Annotated in this window: 14 protein-coding genes and 1 pseudogene; 5 read left to right on the top strand and 10 right to left on the bottom strand. The window is 59.2% G+C overall.

The window, feature by feature from the left end:
- Positions 1 to 27: 27 nt before the first annotated feature.
- The 3 genes from BVL55_RS11555 (at position 28) to BVL55_RS11545 (ending at position 2,786) form a co-directional block, all read left to right on the top strand.
- Positions 28 to 891, top strand: coding sequence for a HalD/BesD family halogenase (locus BVL55_RS11555; protein WP_075997024.1), 864 nt, complete (start codon positions 28 to 30; stop codon positions 889 to 891).
- A 96-nt stretch (positions 892 to 987) separates the two neighbouring features.
- Positions 988 to 1,692 (top strand): DUF599 domain-containing protein, encoded by a 705-nt coding sequence (locus BVL55_RS11550; RefSeq protein ID WP_075997023.1) that lies wholly within the window; start codon positions 988 to 990, stop codon positions 1,690 to 1,692.
- On the top strand, positions 1,689 to 2,786 hold the full coding sequence (locus BVL55_RS11545) for a hypothetical protein (RefSeq protein ID WP_083649506.1): 1,098 nt from the start codon (positions 1,689 to 1,691) through the stop codon (positions 2,784 to 2,786). Before BVL55_RS11550 ends, BVL55_RS11545 begins: the two co-directional genes overlap by 4 nt.
- A 24-nt stretch (positions 2,787 to 2,810) precedes the next feature.
- Here BVL55_RS11545 and BVL55_RS17295 read toward each other — a convergent pair whose 3' ends face one another.
- The 5 genes from BVL55_RS17295 to BVL55_RS11520 form a co-directional block, all read right to left on the bottom strand.
- A complete protein-coding gene (locus tag BVL55_RS17295; RefSeq protein WP_075997022.1) occupies positions 2,811 to 3,866 on the bottom strand; it encodes a methylglyoxal synthase in 1,056 nt (351 codons plus the stop codon).
- 40 nt (positions 3,867 to 3,906) lie between these two features.
- On the bottom strand, positions 3,907 to 5,010 hold the full coding sequence (gene ychF, locus BVL55_RS11535; protein ID WP_075997021.1) for a redox-regulated ATPase YchF: 1,104 nt from the start codon (positions 5,008 to 5,010) through the stop codon (positions 3,907 to 3,909).
- Positions 5,011 to 5,014: 4 nt separating this feature from the next.
- Positions 5,015 to 5,719, bottom strand: coding sequence for an aminoacyl-tRNA hydrolase (gene pth / locus BVL55_RS11530; RefSeq protein ID WP_075997020.1), 705 nt, complete (start codon positions 5,717 to 5,719; stop codon positions 5,015 to 5,017).
- Positions 5,720 to 5,767: 48 nt separating this feature from the next.
- Positions 5,768 to 6,433 carry a 50S ribosomal protein L25/general stress protein Ctc gene (locus tag BVL55_RS11525; RefSeq protein ID WP_075997019.1) on the bottom strand — a complete coding sequence of 222 codons (666 nt, stop codon included), beginning with the start codon at positions 6,431 to 6,433 and terminating at the stop codon, positions 5,768 to 5,770.
- 176 nt (positions 6,434 to 6,609) lie between these two features.
- On the bottom strand, positions 6,610 to 7,488 hold the full coding sequence (locus tag BVL55_RS11520; protein ID WP_075997018.1) for a hypothetical protein: 879 nt from the start codon (positions 7,486 to 7,488) through the stop codon (positions 6,610 to 6,612).
- A 205-nt stretch (positions 7,489 to 7,693) separates the two neighbouring features.
- On the opposite strand from BVL55_RS11520, the gene BVL55_RS11515 reads away from it, so the two are divergent.
- Together BVL55_RS11515 and chrA are read left to right on the top strand one after the other, a co-directional pair.
- Positions 7,694 to 8,518, top strand: a complete 825-nt coding sequence (locus BVL55_RS11515) for a chromate resistance protein ChrB domain-containing protein (RefSeq protein ID WP_075997017.1) — start codon at positions 7,694 to 7,696, stop codon at positions 8,516 to 8,518.
- On the top strand, positions 8,515 to 9,792 hold the full coding sequence (chrA, locus tag BVL55_RS11510) for a chromate efflux transporter (RefSeq protein WP_075997016.1): 1,278 nt from the start codon (positions 8,515 to 8,517) through the stop codon (positions 9,790 to 9,792). The genes BVL55_RS11515 and chrA overlap by 4 nt, the downstream gene beginning before the upstream one ends.
- Before the next feature lie 5 nt (positions 9,793 to 9,797).
- On the opposite strand, the gene BVL55_RS11505 is transcribed toward chrA, so the two are convergent.
- The 5 genes and pseudogenes from BVL55_RS11505 to pgeF all read right to left on the bottom strand — a co-directional run bounded on the left by BVL55_RS11505 (position 9,798) and on the right by pgeF (position 14,187).
- Positions 9,798 to 10,331 (bottom strand): DUF992 domain-containing protein, encoded by a 534-nt coding sequence (locus tag BVL55_RS11505; protein ID WP_075997015.1) that lies wholly within the window; start codon positions 10,329 to 10,331, stop codon positions 9,798 to 9,800.
- 3 nt (positions 10,332 to 10,334) lie between these two features.
- Positions 10,335 to 11,266, bottom strand: a pseudogene (locus BVL55_RS11500) (ribose-phosphate pyrophosphokinase).
- Between the two features lie 168 nt (positions 11,267 to 11,434).
- Positions 11,435 to 12,067, bottom strand: a complete 633-nt coding sequence (locus BVL55_RS11495) for a hypothetical protein (protein WP_156892526.1) — start codon at positions 12,065 to 12,067, stop codon at positions 11,435 to 11,437.
- Between the two features lie 158 nt (positions 12,068 to 12,225).
- Positions 12,226 to 13,377 carry a M24 family metallopeptidase gene (locus tag BVL55_RS11490; RefSeq protein ID WP_075997013.1) on the bottom strand — a complete coding sequence of 384 codons (1,152 nt, stop codon included), beginning with the start codon at positions 13,375 to 13,377 and terminating at the stop codon, positions 12,226 to 12,228.
- A gap of 27 nt (positions 13,378 to 13,404) precedes the next feature.
- Positions 13,405 to 14,187: a peptidoglycan editing factor PgeF gene (gene pgeF, locus BVL55_RS11485; protein WP_075997012.1), complete on the bottom strand. Its 783-nt coding sequence runs from the start codon at positions 14,185 to 14,187 to the stop codon at positions 13,405 to 13,407.
- Positions 14,188 to 14,232: the final 45 nt, after the last annotated feature.

Raw genomic sequence — 14,232 nt, 5'->3', positions numbered from 1 at the left:
CATGCCTGGCCAGCAGGAGAAAACGCCATGACACAATCTGCCGAAGAGCTCATCGACCTTGAGCGCTACCCGATCGATCAGCCGCAAAGCGATGGCGGAAAGCAGTTGATCGCCGGGATGCGCAGCAGGCTCGATGTCGATGGCTGCGCCGTGCTCAAGGGGTTCGTACATGCTGATGCCCTGGCTGGCCTGGTGGCAGAAGCCGACCGGGCAGTGCCCAATGCACATATGTCCAAAAACCGGACCAATGCCTATTTCACCCAGGATCGGCCCGACCTGCCGCAGGACCATCCGGTGCGCAGGTTTTACGACCGTTCCAACGCCTTCATACCGGCTGACAATTTCGGACCGGGCTCGGGACTTCGGGCAATTTATGAATATCCGCATTTTGCGCCGTTCATTCGTCAGTGCCTGGGCGAGGAAGCCGCGCGCTTTTTTCCCTATGCCGATCCCCTGGCCGATGTGATCGTCAACATGGCGGATGCGGGCAATGGTTTCCCCTGGCATTTCGACACCAACAACTACACGGTAACGCTGGCCCTGCAGAATGCCGAAGCGGGTGGCGAATTCGAGTATGCGCCAAATATCCGCTTGAATTCTGACGGGGGTGATGAAAATTTCTCCGAGGTGGCACGGGTGCTGGACGATCAGTCAAAGCTTGTCAAAACCCTGGTGCTGGAGCCGGGGGACTTGCAGATTTTCAAGGGGCGTTACTCGCTGCACCGGGTGGCGCCGCTGAAAGGGAACAGACGGCGCTATGTGGCGATCTTCTCCTATGTGGAGGAGCCGGGCATGGTAGGCAGCGTCGAGCGTACCATGCAGCTTTACGGCAAAACGCTGCCGATCCATCATGAGCGTGAGGGAAAGCGCGCTGACGCCTATCTCGATTAGGTCATGAACGCATAACAGGGTTTGTAACACGTTGACCTTGGCGCGGGCATCGGACAGGTTGCAACAAACCCGTTCTGTCTGGATGCCGTCTTAATCGTGACCAACGCCCTTGCTGCGCTAACCACTGCCGATCACTTCGCGCTGGCTGCCTTTTTTGGCATCTGGCTGGCATTCGAAGTACTCACTCAACACACGTCCTTAAAGCACAAAAGCCTGTCCGGCATGATGGCGCACAAGCGGCGAGAATGGATGCTGGTGCTGGCGGAGCGGGAATTGCGGATCGTGGATACGTCAATTCTCAACGGTCTACAGCATGGCACGGCCTTTTTCGCCTCGACGTCCATTCTTGCCATCGGGGGCTGTTTCGCGCTGCTGGGATCGGCCGATCTGGTGGTGGAAATCTATCAGGACCTGCCACTCGATGCCACGCCGAACCGGGGCATATTCGAACTTAAAGTGCTTGGGTTGACGGTACTCTTCGTCTATTCCTTCTTCAAGTTCGGCTGGGCGTTCCGGTTGTTCAACTATTGCTCCATTCTGATGGGCGCCGTTCAGCAGCCGGAAAGTACGCCGCTGGAAGAGCGCCGCAAACAGGCGCTGCAGGCGGCGGAAATGAACATCATCGCCAGCCATCATTTTACCGCCGGTCTGCGCGGCATTTTCTTCGCGCTCGGCTATCTTGGCTGGTTCGTCGGTCCATGGGTGCTGATAGCCACCACGGTGTCCGTTGTGCTGGTGCTGGCAAGGCGGCAATTCCTGTCCAAGGCCAGAGCCGTTCTGGCAGATGAGGAAATCACATGAACGATGTCGTTTCGTTTCTGAAAATTGCGCGTGAGCGCTCGGCGATTGATGAGGCGACCCATGGGCGGCTTCAAGCCCTGCACCAGGAGTTGGCCGGAACCGCCTCAACTGATGCGGCAGGTAGAGTTTTCATTGAGCTTGCAGAGCCGAGCAACGCCGATGACGGTACCCTTCCCGATGCCTCCGAAGCGCCGCGCTTCATCCGCGGGTTTCACGACATCCTGATAACCATCGGCATTATCATAGCGCTGGGCGGTCTTTGGGCGCTGGCCAGTGCGATTGCAGTCATCCCGGCAGTTGTCCTGCTGGCTGAATGGTTCGTCAGACGCCAGCGCCTGGCGCTGCCGGCCTTCACGCTGACGGTCATGCTGGTGCTGTCGGTTGGCGTGGCCATGGAAGGGGCGATCGGTAATGCAGGCAATCTGACAGGGATTGCCATTTTCCTCGCCGAGGTTGCCGCGCTTTCGCTGTTTTACTGGCGCTACCGTGTCCCGGTTGCGCTTGCCGCGCTTATATGGGCTGGATTCAGCCTGGCGTTTTTCCTCATCCTTGCAGCTGTTGGCGGCGGCGCCACACCGAACTCCCTGTTCAGCAATCATCCAAGACTGATTGGTGTAATCGGCCTTGTGGTGACGCTTGCCATGTTTGCGGTGGCGCTGCGTTTTGATGCTGCCGACCGGCTGCGGGTAACCCGCCGCTCGGACGTTGCCTTCTGGCTGCATCTGGTGGCAGCGCCCCTGCTGCTCTATTCGGCGTTTGCCGTGCTGCTGGGTCCGGACGGCTTTTGGTGGGCTGACAAGCCTGACGCCAGTGAAGCGATGGCGGCCATCGGCATCGTCACCCTCATGGTGCTTGTCGGCATCATCATCGACCGGCGGGCTTTCGTTACTTCCGGACTGATTTCACTGGGCGTCGCGCTTGCCGTCATCATGCGGGAAACGGGCATCGACATTTCCTCGATCACCGCCTTCGCCTTTCTGGCTGTCGGCGTGATCGTATTGCTGCTCGGCTCCGGCTGGCAGCAGTTGCGGGCACTCTTTGTCGGGGCGATGCCCGATGCGATCGGCGCCCGGGTGCCGCCAGTTCAGCCTTGAAGCATCTTGCAACGTTGATGACGCCTACAATGTGGCGGTGACGATCATGTCCGCTGCCGCGGGACTGCAGGCCATCGGCGTATCATGCTGGATTGCAAGGCGAAGAAGCGCCAGCAGATCGAAATCGCCGGAACTGTCGGGGTCGGCAAAGAAGATCACCGCATCCAGTTCGCCGGTCGCCACCAGGGCGCCCAGTTGCTGGTCGCCGCCATGGGATCCGCGCTGAAGGCGGTGGATGGAAAGTTCCGGCCTGTCCTTGCCGAGCATGGTGCCGGTGCCGCCGGTGCAGACGATCCTGTGGCGTTTGAGAATATCGACATGGCGGCCAACCCATGCCGTCAGATGGGATTTTCGGTTGTTATGGGCAACCAGCGCGATCTGCTTGGGAGCGGAGGAATGCTGCCGTGCCCTGCCGGTCATTGCCAAAATGGCCTGGACCTGGGAAACGAGGCCCTTCTCAGCGGCAGGGAAGGTTTCGGCAAACGCCGCCGTGCCGACCGTAAAGCCCGCTGCACCGGCCTCGGCAGCTGCCATGATGCGGTCTTCCTGGTCGATGGAACCTGCCATGATCACCGGCTTGTCAGTCGCTTCACACACAGCCTTCATCAGTGCGGGTACGTCGCCATCGAACCGGTAGGCGAGAAGGTCAAGCCCGTGCACGGTTTGAAGATCGGCCAATTGTCGCGCGCTTTTGGCGATTTCCTCAACCGTTCCGGCAAGCACGCTGGGGTGTCCGGTGATCTCCCCGGGAAAAGGATAATAGCGGATCGGATGATGGCGCAGGAGGGGCGCAACGGTCGCCGCCCGTGTGCCGCCCAAAAGACAGTCGACCTCCAGGTCGATGGCGGCTCTGGCCGAGCGTAGCTCGCTTTCCTCGTCAAGGCTGACCACTTCCAGATAGGCCCGCCCGCCGGCAGCGCGAATATCGGCGGCAAGCGCCTTCAGCTCCTCGAAGGGCAGGCCGACATCCTTGAACCCGATATGCCGGGCACCGCCTGCCAGCACGTCTTCCAGGCGCGCACGGGCATCGGGGATGGTGCTGTCATTGGCCGTCAGCATGAAGATGAAATCAAACGCCATGGCGGCGATCCTATCACCGTTCGTGCCCGCTGCTACTCTTTTATGTATTGAACTTGAACAGCATCACGTCGCCGTCCTGGACGACGTATTCCTTGCCTTCGTCGCGGGCCTTGCCAGCTTCCTTGGCGCCCTGTTCGCCGCCCAGCGCGATGTAGTCGTCATAGGCGATTGTCTGGGCACGGATGAAACCCTTTTCGAAATCGGTGTGGATGACGCCCGCTGCCTGTGGCGCCTTCGAGCCGCGCCTGACGGTCCAGGCACGGGTTTCCTTGGGGCCGGCGGTAAAATAGGTTATGAGATCGAGCAGACGGTATCCGGCAGCAATCAGCCGGTCGAGGCCGGATTCGCTCAAGCCGTTCATTTCCAGAAACTCCGGTTGTTCTTCTTCCGGCATCTGGGCGATTTCCTCTTCGATGGCCGCTGAAATGACAACGGTTTCCGCGCCTTGTCCCAATGCCATCTGCGCAACGGCTTCAGATTGGGCGTTGCCGTTTGCGGCATCTTCTTCCGCCACGTTGCAGACATAGAGCACCGGCTTGGAAGTCAGCAGGTTCAGGCCCTTTAGAATCTTGAGGTCTTCAGCCGCAATGCCGTCGAGCAGCAGGCGTACCGGCTTGCCATCCTGCAGCAGTTTCAGCGCCGCCTCCATCATCGGCAGAACGGTCAGGGCTTCCTTGTCCTTGCCGGTCGCCTTTTTGCGGGTCTGGTCTGCGCGGCGTTCCAGCGATTCCAGATCGGCAAGCATCAGTTCGGTTTCGATGGTGTCGGCATCGGCTACCGGATCAATGCGCCCTTCTACATGGGTGATGTCGTCATCCTCGAAACAGCGCAACACATGAACGATGGCATCGACCTCGCGGATGTTGGCGAGGAACTGGTTGCCCAGGCCTTCTCCCTTGGACGCGCCGCGCACCAGGCCGGCGATGTCGACAAAGGAAATGCGGGTCGGGATGACTTCCTTCGATCCGGCGATTTCGGCAATCTGCTTCAAGCGGCTGTCGGGCACGGCCACTTCGCCTGTGTTTGGCTCGATGGTGCAGAAGGGATAGTTGGCAGCCTGTGCCGCCGCCGTCTTGGTGAGCGCATTGAAAAGCGTGGATTTGCCTACGTTGGGCAGGCCCACAATGCCGCATTTAAAACCCATTTTGCTATTCTTTCCCGAACAGTTTCTTCAGCATGTCTGCCATCGGTCCCTTTTGGGGCAGTTCCACCCTGGGGCGGGTTGTCCGCGCCTGATGGATGTGGCTTCCCGCCTTTTTTGTTGCGTTGCTGCCGCTGGCCTTTTCGCCATTGGCAGGCTGTGCGACACGGTTCATGAAGGTCGAATGTTCGCCTGAAACAAGCAGGTGCGCATTCTCGCCGATTGCCTCCAGCAGCGGGTCGAGCCATTTGAGGTCGGCCTTTGAAAAATCGCCGAGAACATGGCCGGTAACCCGCGCCTTGTCACCGGGATGACCAATGCCGAGCCGCACCCTGGCATAGTCCTTGCCGCAATGGGCATCGATCGACTTGATGCCGTTATGGCCGCCCGAACCGCCGCCGGTTTTCACCCGCACCTTGCCGGGAGCAAGATCGAGTTCATCGTAAAATACAGTGATGTCGCCGGGCGCCAGCTTGTAAAAGCGCATTGCCTCACCGACGCTTTCACCTGAAAGGTTCATCATCGTGAGGGGCTTTACCAGCAGGACCTTTTTTCCGGCCAGTTCGCCATCGGCCACTTCCGCCCTGAACTTTTTGCGCCAGGGAGAAAAGGAATGGCGGCGGTGTATTTCATCCGCCGCCATGAATCCGATGTTGTGCCGGTTACCGGCATATTTGTCCCCCGGATTTCCCAATCCCACGAGCATGCGCATGGTGGAACCTCCTTGCGGGGGCAGCGTACCGGCAGGGCCGCACGAGGATTATTCCTCGCCGCCCTCGGCTTCTTCTTCGCCCTCGTCGCCGGCCGGAACCGCGTCGGCAGCAACTTCTTCGCCTTCTTCCTCGTCAGTAGCGGCCGATACGGTCGGTGCTGCGACCGAACACATGGTCGGATCGCGGTCGGTAACCGTCTGGGTGACGCCGTCCGGCAGGGTGATCGCGGACGCATGCACCACGTCCTCGATTTCAAGGCCGGTCAGATCGATTTCGAAATATTCGGGAATTGCGTCAGCGCGGCAGGAAACTTCCAGCGCGTGGCGGACAACGTTGAGAACGCCGCCCTTGCGAAGGCCGGGGCTTTCTTCTTCATTGATGTAGTGGACCGGAATTTCAACCGTAACCTTGGTGTTCTTGCCAACACGCAGGAAATCCACATGGGTGAAGAAGTCGCGCACCGGTTCACGCTGATAATCTTTCGGCAGCACACGGTGCTTGTCGCCGCCGACTTCAACGTCCAGAACGGTGTTGAGAAAGCCGCCGGAATTAACCAGTATCGACAGCTCCTTGTAGGGAATGGCTATCGGCAGGGGATCCTTGTTGTCGCCGTAGATGACGGCAGGCACCATTGAGTTGCGGCGTAGTTCGCGAGCGGCCCCCTTGCCGACCCGGTCACGCGCCTGTGCCTTGAGCTCGATGGAATCGCTCATGGTAGTTCCTTTCGCGTGTAGAGTGAGGTTTCCCGGCGAACCGGGAAATTGCCGCTGTCCGGCGCATGATATGCGGTGCCGAAAAACAGCAAACCCGCGCTGCCTCCAAGGGTGTCTGCACGGGCAGGCGGCTTATAGGGCAAACTGCTGCCGCTGGCAAGCAGGCAAGAGGCGCTTTACCGGCCGGCAAAGAGGTCCGGTTTTTCCAAGGGTCTGGTGTAAGCGCGCAGGATTTTTCGGGCTTCTTGCTGTGTCAGCAAACCTTCGCGCACCATGGGAAAAAGGGAAATATCGGCCTCACGGACAATGCGCACACCGCTGCTCAGGGTAACCAGGGCCTCGGAAAATCCCAGATGTGCCATCACGGCGATGCGGTGCTGGCCGTCCTTGACGTAGAATGCCCAGTTACCGTCATCATCGATGATGAAATGCCCCGCCGGCAGGTCATTGGTTTTACGCATACCGTGTTTTTGAAACGAGGCGAGCAGGCGGTCCAGATGAGAGGCCTCCATTTCGAGCTTTTCGCGGCTGACCGGGCCGTGATGCTGGTGGCCATGGTGTGCTGCAAGCCCTTTTTCCGAAGGCACGCCGCGGTCAAACTCTCCATCGCCATACTCGATCCAGGGCAGGCCCCTGAGCGGGGTATCTGGCCTGCCGGACGCTGGCAGAAAGTGCTTTTCCAGAACATCACCGGGCTGGTGGTTGCGATAAAAAGCGGCAAGGGCATCAATCCCGTCTTCAAGATATCGGACGAAGTGATGTTCGCGAGCGGAAAAGCGCAGGGCGCCGGCATAGCGCATGCATGAAACCGGCAGGCAGATTGCAGGCTGGCCGGCCAGAAAGGCAAAGCGCTGGGGCCCGTTATTGCCAACAGTGAAAGGGGCATCGTTGCGGTCGCGCAGCAACTCTGCCTTGCCGCGTTTTGCGGCAGGTTTTCCAGCAACCCAGCGCCAAAGCAAAGGCGGAGTGATGTCGTGCAGCGCCTTGCTGCCCGCCTTTTTCAACCGCAAGGCCAGGTAGGCGCGCCGGCGCCTGTCTTGATTACCGTTTTCCACGCAGGAGCCCAGCCATTCATTACTGCTCGTGTGCGAACAGTTGCCCGTAAATGGCGTGTTTTTCAAGTTACACTGAAAAGTCCGGTCGCTGGCTTGACGGCCGGTTCGATCCTGTTGCACCTTGCCGCCTTGGGGTTTGCGACGACCCCGTGAGGCGTCAGCCCAACGTTCGCATCCTTGAACCTTTCAACCGGAGGATGGATGCATGACGTCTCCAGACCAGATTACCGTTTCCCAGCTTGCAGGACTTCTCGGACGCCCGGATATGCCGGTTTTGGTCGACATATGTCTCGATGAGGACTTCGAGGCAGATCCCCGGCTCATTCCAGGAGCGTTTCGCCATCCGTTCGATGATATCGAGGCGCTTGTTCCCGAACTCGGCAGCAAGGAAGCGATTGTTATCTGCCAAAAGGGGCTGAAACTCTCCCAGGGGGCCGCTTCCCTGCTCAGAAGTCACGGCATTGCGGCGGGCAACCTTGAGGGCGGCAATTTCGCCTGGCGCGATGCGGGCCAGCCGCTGATACCTGCCGGTGCCATGCCGCCCCGGCACAAAAGCGGAGGCACATGCTGGGTAACCGGGGTCGGGCACGAAATCGGCCGGATTGCCTGCCCGTGGCTAATCTCCCGGTTCATCGATCCCAAGGCACGATTTTTGTTTGTGGAAGCCTCTCAGGTGATGGCAGTTGCCGAACGGTTTGGCGCTGCGCCCTTCGATATCGAGGGCGCATTCTCGAGCCCCAGGGCGGAAAGGTGCACCTTCGACATCATGCTGGAGCAATTTCAGCTTGAAACCGGGCCATTGCTGGAACTGGCAAGGATTGTTCGTGGTGTTGAAACCAACCGGCGCGATCCGGCTCCCCAATGTGCCGGACTGCGGGCGGCGTTGCTTGGAATTTCCCGAATGTACAAGAACCATCAGGAGCAGCTTGAGGCCGGTTTTGCACTATACGATGCCTTCTACCGCTGGGTTTTGGATGCTCGCGGGGAAGGCCATGACCATTCGCCGGCAAGCAGGGAGCAACCGGCATGACCGGTTACGGCGAACTGATAAGAACCTTCGGCAAGATCGGTTTTCTCTCCTTTGGCGGTCCGGCGGGCCAGATCGCGCTGATGCACCGCATGCTGGTGAATGAAAAAAACTGGCTTGATGAGCGCCGTTTCCTGCATGCGCTCAACTTCTGCATGCTGCTGCCGGGACCTGAAGCGATGCAACTTGCTACCTATTCGGGCTGGCTTCTGCGCGGTGTACCGGGCGGGTTGATTGCCGGTGGATTGTTCGTGCTGCCGGGTGCGCTGTTACTGACTCTGCTTTCGGCCATCTATGTCTATTTCGGTGAGGTTCCGTATGTGGAAGGAGCATTGTTCGGCCTGAAGGCCGCGGTGTTGGCCATTGTATTCCAGGCACTGGCGAGGATTGCCGGCCGCGCGCTCAAGACCCGGCTGCATTATGGCCTGGCGCTGGCGGCCCTGACCGCCCTGATGGTGTTCAACATTCCCTTTCCCGTCGTGGTTCTCTGTGCGGCGGTGGTCGGCGCGTGTTTTCCGGGGAGCTTTTCAGGGCAGGGCGAACGGGCAGCCGATGAGCCCCAGCCGGTTTCGCTTTCGCGTTCAGCACTTGTGCTTTGTGCCGGGCTGTTGGTCTGGTTCATCCCGGTGTTGGCGCTCTATCAGATGCTGGGGCCGGGCACGTTTTTCGATCAGGCGGTGTTTTTTTCGAAAGCATCGGTGGTGACGTTTGGCGGTGCCTATGCGGTGCTTGCCTATGTGGGTCAGCAGGCGGTGGATGTTTACCACTGGCTGATGCCACAGGAGATGCTCGCCGGTCTGGGCCTGGCGGAAACGACACCGGGGCCTTTGATCCTGGTGCTGATTTTCGTGGGATTTGTCGGTGCGTTTCGCGACACCGGCGGTTTCGATCCGTTGACCGGAGGACTAATGGGGGCCGCGGTTACCCTCTGGGTGACGTTCGTTCCCTGTTTCCTGTGGATATTTCTGGGCGCGCCCTTCATGGAACGCCTTCGCGCCAATCTAAGCCTGTCCGGAGCGCTTGCGGCGATCACGGCAGCGGTGACCGGGGTGATGGCAAATCTTGCGATCTGGTTCGGACTTCATGTGTTGTTTGCCGAAGTGCGGCCGGTTTCGTGGGGGCGTGCGTCGGTGGAAATGCCTGTGCTGGCAAGCGCTGATCCGGCAGCATTTGCAATCATGCTGATTGCCGGTCTCTGGCTTTGGCGCGGTGGCGGGTTGCTGAACGTTCTTGCGGCCGCACTGGCCATCGGCATGGCGATGCGGCTGCTTGCCTGAATGGCCTATTCAACTGATTGGGGATCGTTTTCTGAATCTTCAGGTGCGACCGCCACCTGCTGCAGTTGCATGCGGGTAATGCCGATGGCGATGTTGATGCCTTGCTGTTTGGCGACCTGAACGGGCTGCAAGGCAAAGTTTTCGCTCAAGCCGCCGACGAGAACGCTTGCGCCAAGCCCGAAGGTGACGCTGGCATTGGCCGAAGCGCCGGCATAGTTTCCGGCAAGGGCGCCGGGTTCATAGGTCTTGCCGTTTGCAACAAAGACATCCCACACCATCAGGCTTTCTTCCGTAAAGCCGATGTCGACGCCGTATTTTTTCAACTCACCAACGTAGTGCTCCAGTGCCTCATCGTCCTCGCCATAAAGGACGCAGCTTACATCCTTGGTCGAACCGACAACGTAGCTGCCGCCGGCATCAACGAAGCATTCCAGTGCACCGAGTTTCATCGCCTCGGCGTGTGCAGGTGAGACAGATATCGGGAAAGCGGACAGCGCCAGTGCCAGCATCGCGGAGCTTATGGTGAGAAGACGGTTCATGACCTAGTCGAAAAGGCTGGAAACAGATTTTTCCAGCGCGGTTCTCTGGATTGCCTCTCCTACCAGTTCGGCAACGGAAACCACGCGGATGTTTCTGGCGGTTGCAACGGCGGAGGTGGGTTCGATGGAGTCGGTGATTACCAGTTCCTTCAGTTTGGAAGAGGTAATACGGGAAACAGCGCCGCCGGACAGTACGCCATGAGTAATATAGGCGGTAACGCTGGTCGCGCCTTTTTCCAGCAGCGCTTCGGCAGCGTTGCAAAGGGTGCCCCCGAGTCGATGATGTCGTCGATCAGCAGGCAATCCTTGCCGTCGACATCGCCGATGACGTTCATGACTTCCGATTCGCCGGGACGGTCACGGCGCTTGTCGACAATTGCCAGCATGGAGTCGAGGCGTTTCGCCAGAGCCCGGGCACGAATAACGCCGCCAACATCCGGTGAAACCACCATGACGTTTTCAAGGGCGTAGTTTTCCTTCACGTCCCTTGCGAGCACCGGAACGGCGAAGAGGTTGTCGGTCGGGATATCGAAAAAGCCCTGAATCTGTGCTGCGTGCAGATCAAGGGTCAGGATACGGTCGGCGCCTGCGGTGGTGATCAGGTTTGCCACCACCTTTGCGGAGATCGGCGTGCGGGGGCCGGGTTTGCGGTCCTGACGGGCATAGCCGAAATACGGTAGCACCGCCGTGATACGCCGCGCGGATGCCCGCCGCAGCGCGTCGATCATGATCAGCAGTTCCATCAGATGGTCATTGGCGGGGTAGGAAGTGGACTGCAGAATGAAGCAGTCCTCGCCACGAACGTTTTCCAAAACCTCGATGAAGATTTCCTGGTCGGCAAAACGGCGGACGTTTGCCTTTCCAAGCTGGATATCGAGATAGTTGCAGATTTGCCCGGCCAGCGAGCGGTTGGAATTGCCTGCAAACAGTTTCATGAAGCCAGCCCGGATTGCCGATGGTGCTGATGGGTGCGCTTTTGCCCGTCGTCTATAGGGGAAGCTGCGGAATGCTTCAATGCGTGATTGGCCGCCAATCTGCCGCAAGGCGCATTAAACTGTAGAAAACTCCCGATGAAGCGCCGGCAGCGTACATTGCTGCAAACTTCACCTTGTGGAGAGCCAGCTTTTCAACTGCGCCATGGTCGACTGGGCGACTCGATCCAGCATTTGCGGCGTGACCGCTGCCCAGGGGTCTGAGCTGCGGCCCCCGGCCTGCTCCTGGCCATTGATGCGGTAAACGCGCTTGTTGTTGCGGTCGAGAATATCCCAGACATAGACCAGCAGCGTGCCGGAACCGTCCTCCAGTGCGGAAAAATAACCCTTCACCTGATAGGCCGCGCCCTGCTGAACGGAGGCGACCACAGGCACGCCCTGTTTTTGGGCCTCGCTGCGAATTGAGCGCGCAAGGTTGGTGACGGCCGTTTGCGGGGCGTTTGATACCGGCAAAAAGGTCACGGAATTACCGGCAGGAAGCGCCGCGGTCTGCTGGCCGGCCTGGCCTGCCGGGTTGGTTGCAGCGCCATCCAGTGTCGCTGTGCCACCGCTGACATTGCCCGGCTGGTTTCCTACCGACTGGGAAGGCTGCGGACCGGCAGCACTTTGAAGGCCTTCGGTGAGCGATCCGGAGTTGCAGGCACTCAGGATGACAAGCATCGTCAACAGGCTGAGCGCCGCAATGAGCCTGCCGGTGGCCGCAAGGGGCCAGGTTGAAATCATATGACCGTGAAGTTGCCGCATCCCCGTAATTCCCGCACTCAAATAGCCTGTTGCCGCCAGGCGGATGATTGTCACCGGACACCTTTTTTGCAGCGGAGCCCGGTACGGCAGGTACGGTTTTGATCCCGGCAGGTTTTTACAACGAGAATCACCAAGCTGCCATGGCACTATTCTTGCCGCTAACAGCGGATCAGGTCAATTTCGTGGCGCGAGAGGCATTCAGGTCCCTTGCGGGTTGCAATGTAGCTGCAACCCAGCGTCATCGCTGTTTTGCTGTCGCTGTCGGCGATGATCATGTGGTGAAAGAGCACCATGTTTTCCTCAATCACCGTGGGGTTGGCCTCATAGATCATGGGCGGGTCCATCCAGCAGGGTGTGAAGGAAGCGCCCATGGAATAGCCGCAGGCATTGAGCCGGTGATCGTGCAGGCCCGCATCATCCAGTGTCCTGGCATGGGCATTGAACATGTCCCCGAACGTGTTGCCGATCTGCATGGCATCAGCCACCGCGGTGAGTGCGTCGCGGCTTGCTTCGTAAAGCTGCAAATGCCGTTTCTTCGGTTTGCCGATGACAATCGTGCGCATCATGGCGGCGTGATAGTGCCGGTAGGCACCAGCCCATTCGAGCGTCAACTGGTCATTTTTCGACAGCTTTCGGCGGCCCGACTTGTAGCGGCACAGCAGGGCGTCTGCAGCCGATCCGATGATGAACTCGTTGCCGGCATAATCGCCGCCCTTCGAAAAGATTTCAGAATGCATGGCGGCCAGAATGTCGCCCTCGTCGGCGCCTGCCCTTGTAGTGGCGATGGCTGCGTCCAGCGCATCGTCTGCCAGTTCGCCGGCTTTGCGGATATATTTCAGCTCCGCCGCCGATTTGACCATTCTCAGGGTGTCCACCATTGGTGATTGGTCGGTCAGCTTGACGAAGCCTGTCAGAACACGGTTGATCGCATCGCCGTAATAGGCGTTAAGGCCTACGGTCTTACGCTCAATGCCCAGCGTCTTGTTCGCATAGCCCAGATCGGCAAGCGTGTCCTTCAGATCGGTTTCCGGTTTGGCGCTGGCATGATCGTTCCAGATGCGAATGTCTTCAACGATGGAAGTGTGTTGAGCCTGACGCAGATCCGGTGCACGGGTCAGCAGGGTGATTTCGCCTTTTGCCGAGACGATCATGCACTGGAAAAAGCAGTATCCGAACGTGTCATAGCCGGTGAGCCAGTACATGCTCTCCTGGGCAAACAACAGCATGCCGTCCACGCCAGCTTTATCCATTTCAGCCTTAAGACGGTCCATCCGGGCAGCATATTCCTTGCGGGTGAAGTGCAGCGTCATGCTTTGTGCCCTTTCTTTCGGGAAAAATCAGTGCAGGCAGATCGCCGAAATCTGCCGGCCGTAATCCGGTTCGCCCCGGTGCGTTGTGCGGCGGTATGAATAAAAACGCGTCTCATCTGCATAGGTGCACTGTCCGGTCCATTGGGCCGTGCCGCACAGGTTTTGCAGACGATTGACGATATGACCGGGCAGGTCGAACATGGCGTGGCCTTCGCGCCTGGAAGGGGCAAGCCAGCGTTCATTGGCAGGATCAAGCGCCAGCAGCCGGTCCATGAATTCCGGGCCGACTTCATAGTTTTTCCGGCTTATGGTGGGGCCAAGGATGGCGCGAATGTGCGCGCAGCGCGCACCAATTGCCTCCATCGCCTTGACGGTGTTTTCCAGAACACCGCTGGTTGCCCCTTTCCACCCGGCATGGGCCGCGCCGATGACGCGGTTTTGCGGATCGGCAAACAGGACCGGTCCGCAATCGGCACTCAAAACACCGATCGCAACTCCCGGCGTTGCGGTGACGAGCGCATCGCCCTTTGGGCGTTCACCTGACGGCACTTCGCTGATTGTCAGCACATCGCTGGAATGGATCTGGTAAATCGTTGCAAGGTCTTGCGGGGGAACCTGAAGGCAGGCCGCGACGCGGCGCCGGTTTTCCAGCACGTTTGCGCGCTCGTCGTCCGAGCCAATGCCGGTGTTAAGTCCCCGGTATATGCCTTCAGACACGCCGCCCTCACGGGTGAAGAAGCCGTGTTGAACGCCAGCGGCAGCCAGCGGCTCCGCGATGATGGGGTTTGGTTCGGCGGCGCCGTCCTTCATTCTTCGCCTGCTCTGCTGGCAATGTCGGTCCGGCGATGTTTCACG

Source organism: Salaquimonas pukyongi (genome assembly GCF_001953055.1).
GTDB lineage: Bacteria > Pseudomonadota > Alphaproteobacteria > Rhizobiales > Rhizobiaceae > Salaquimonas > Salaquimonas pukyongi.
Note: the sequence above shows the minus strand (reverse complement) of the source record. Positions and strands in the feature narration are given on the sequence as shown.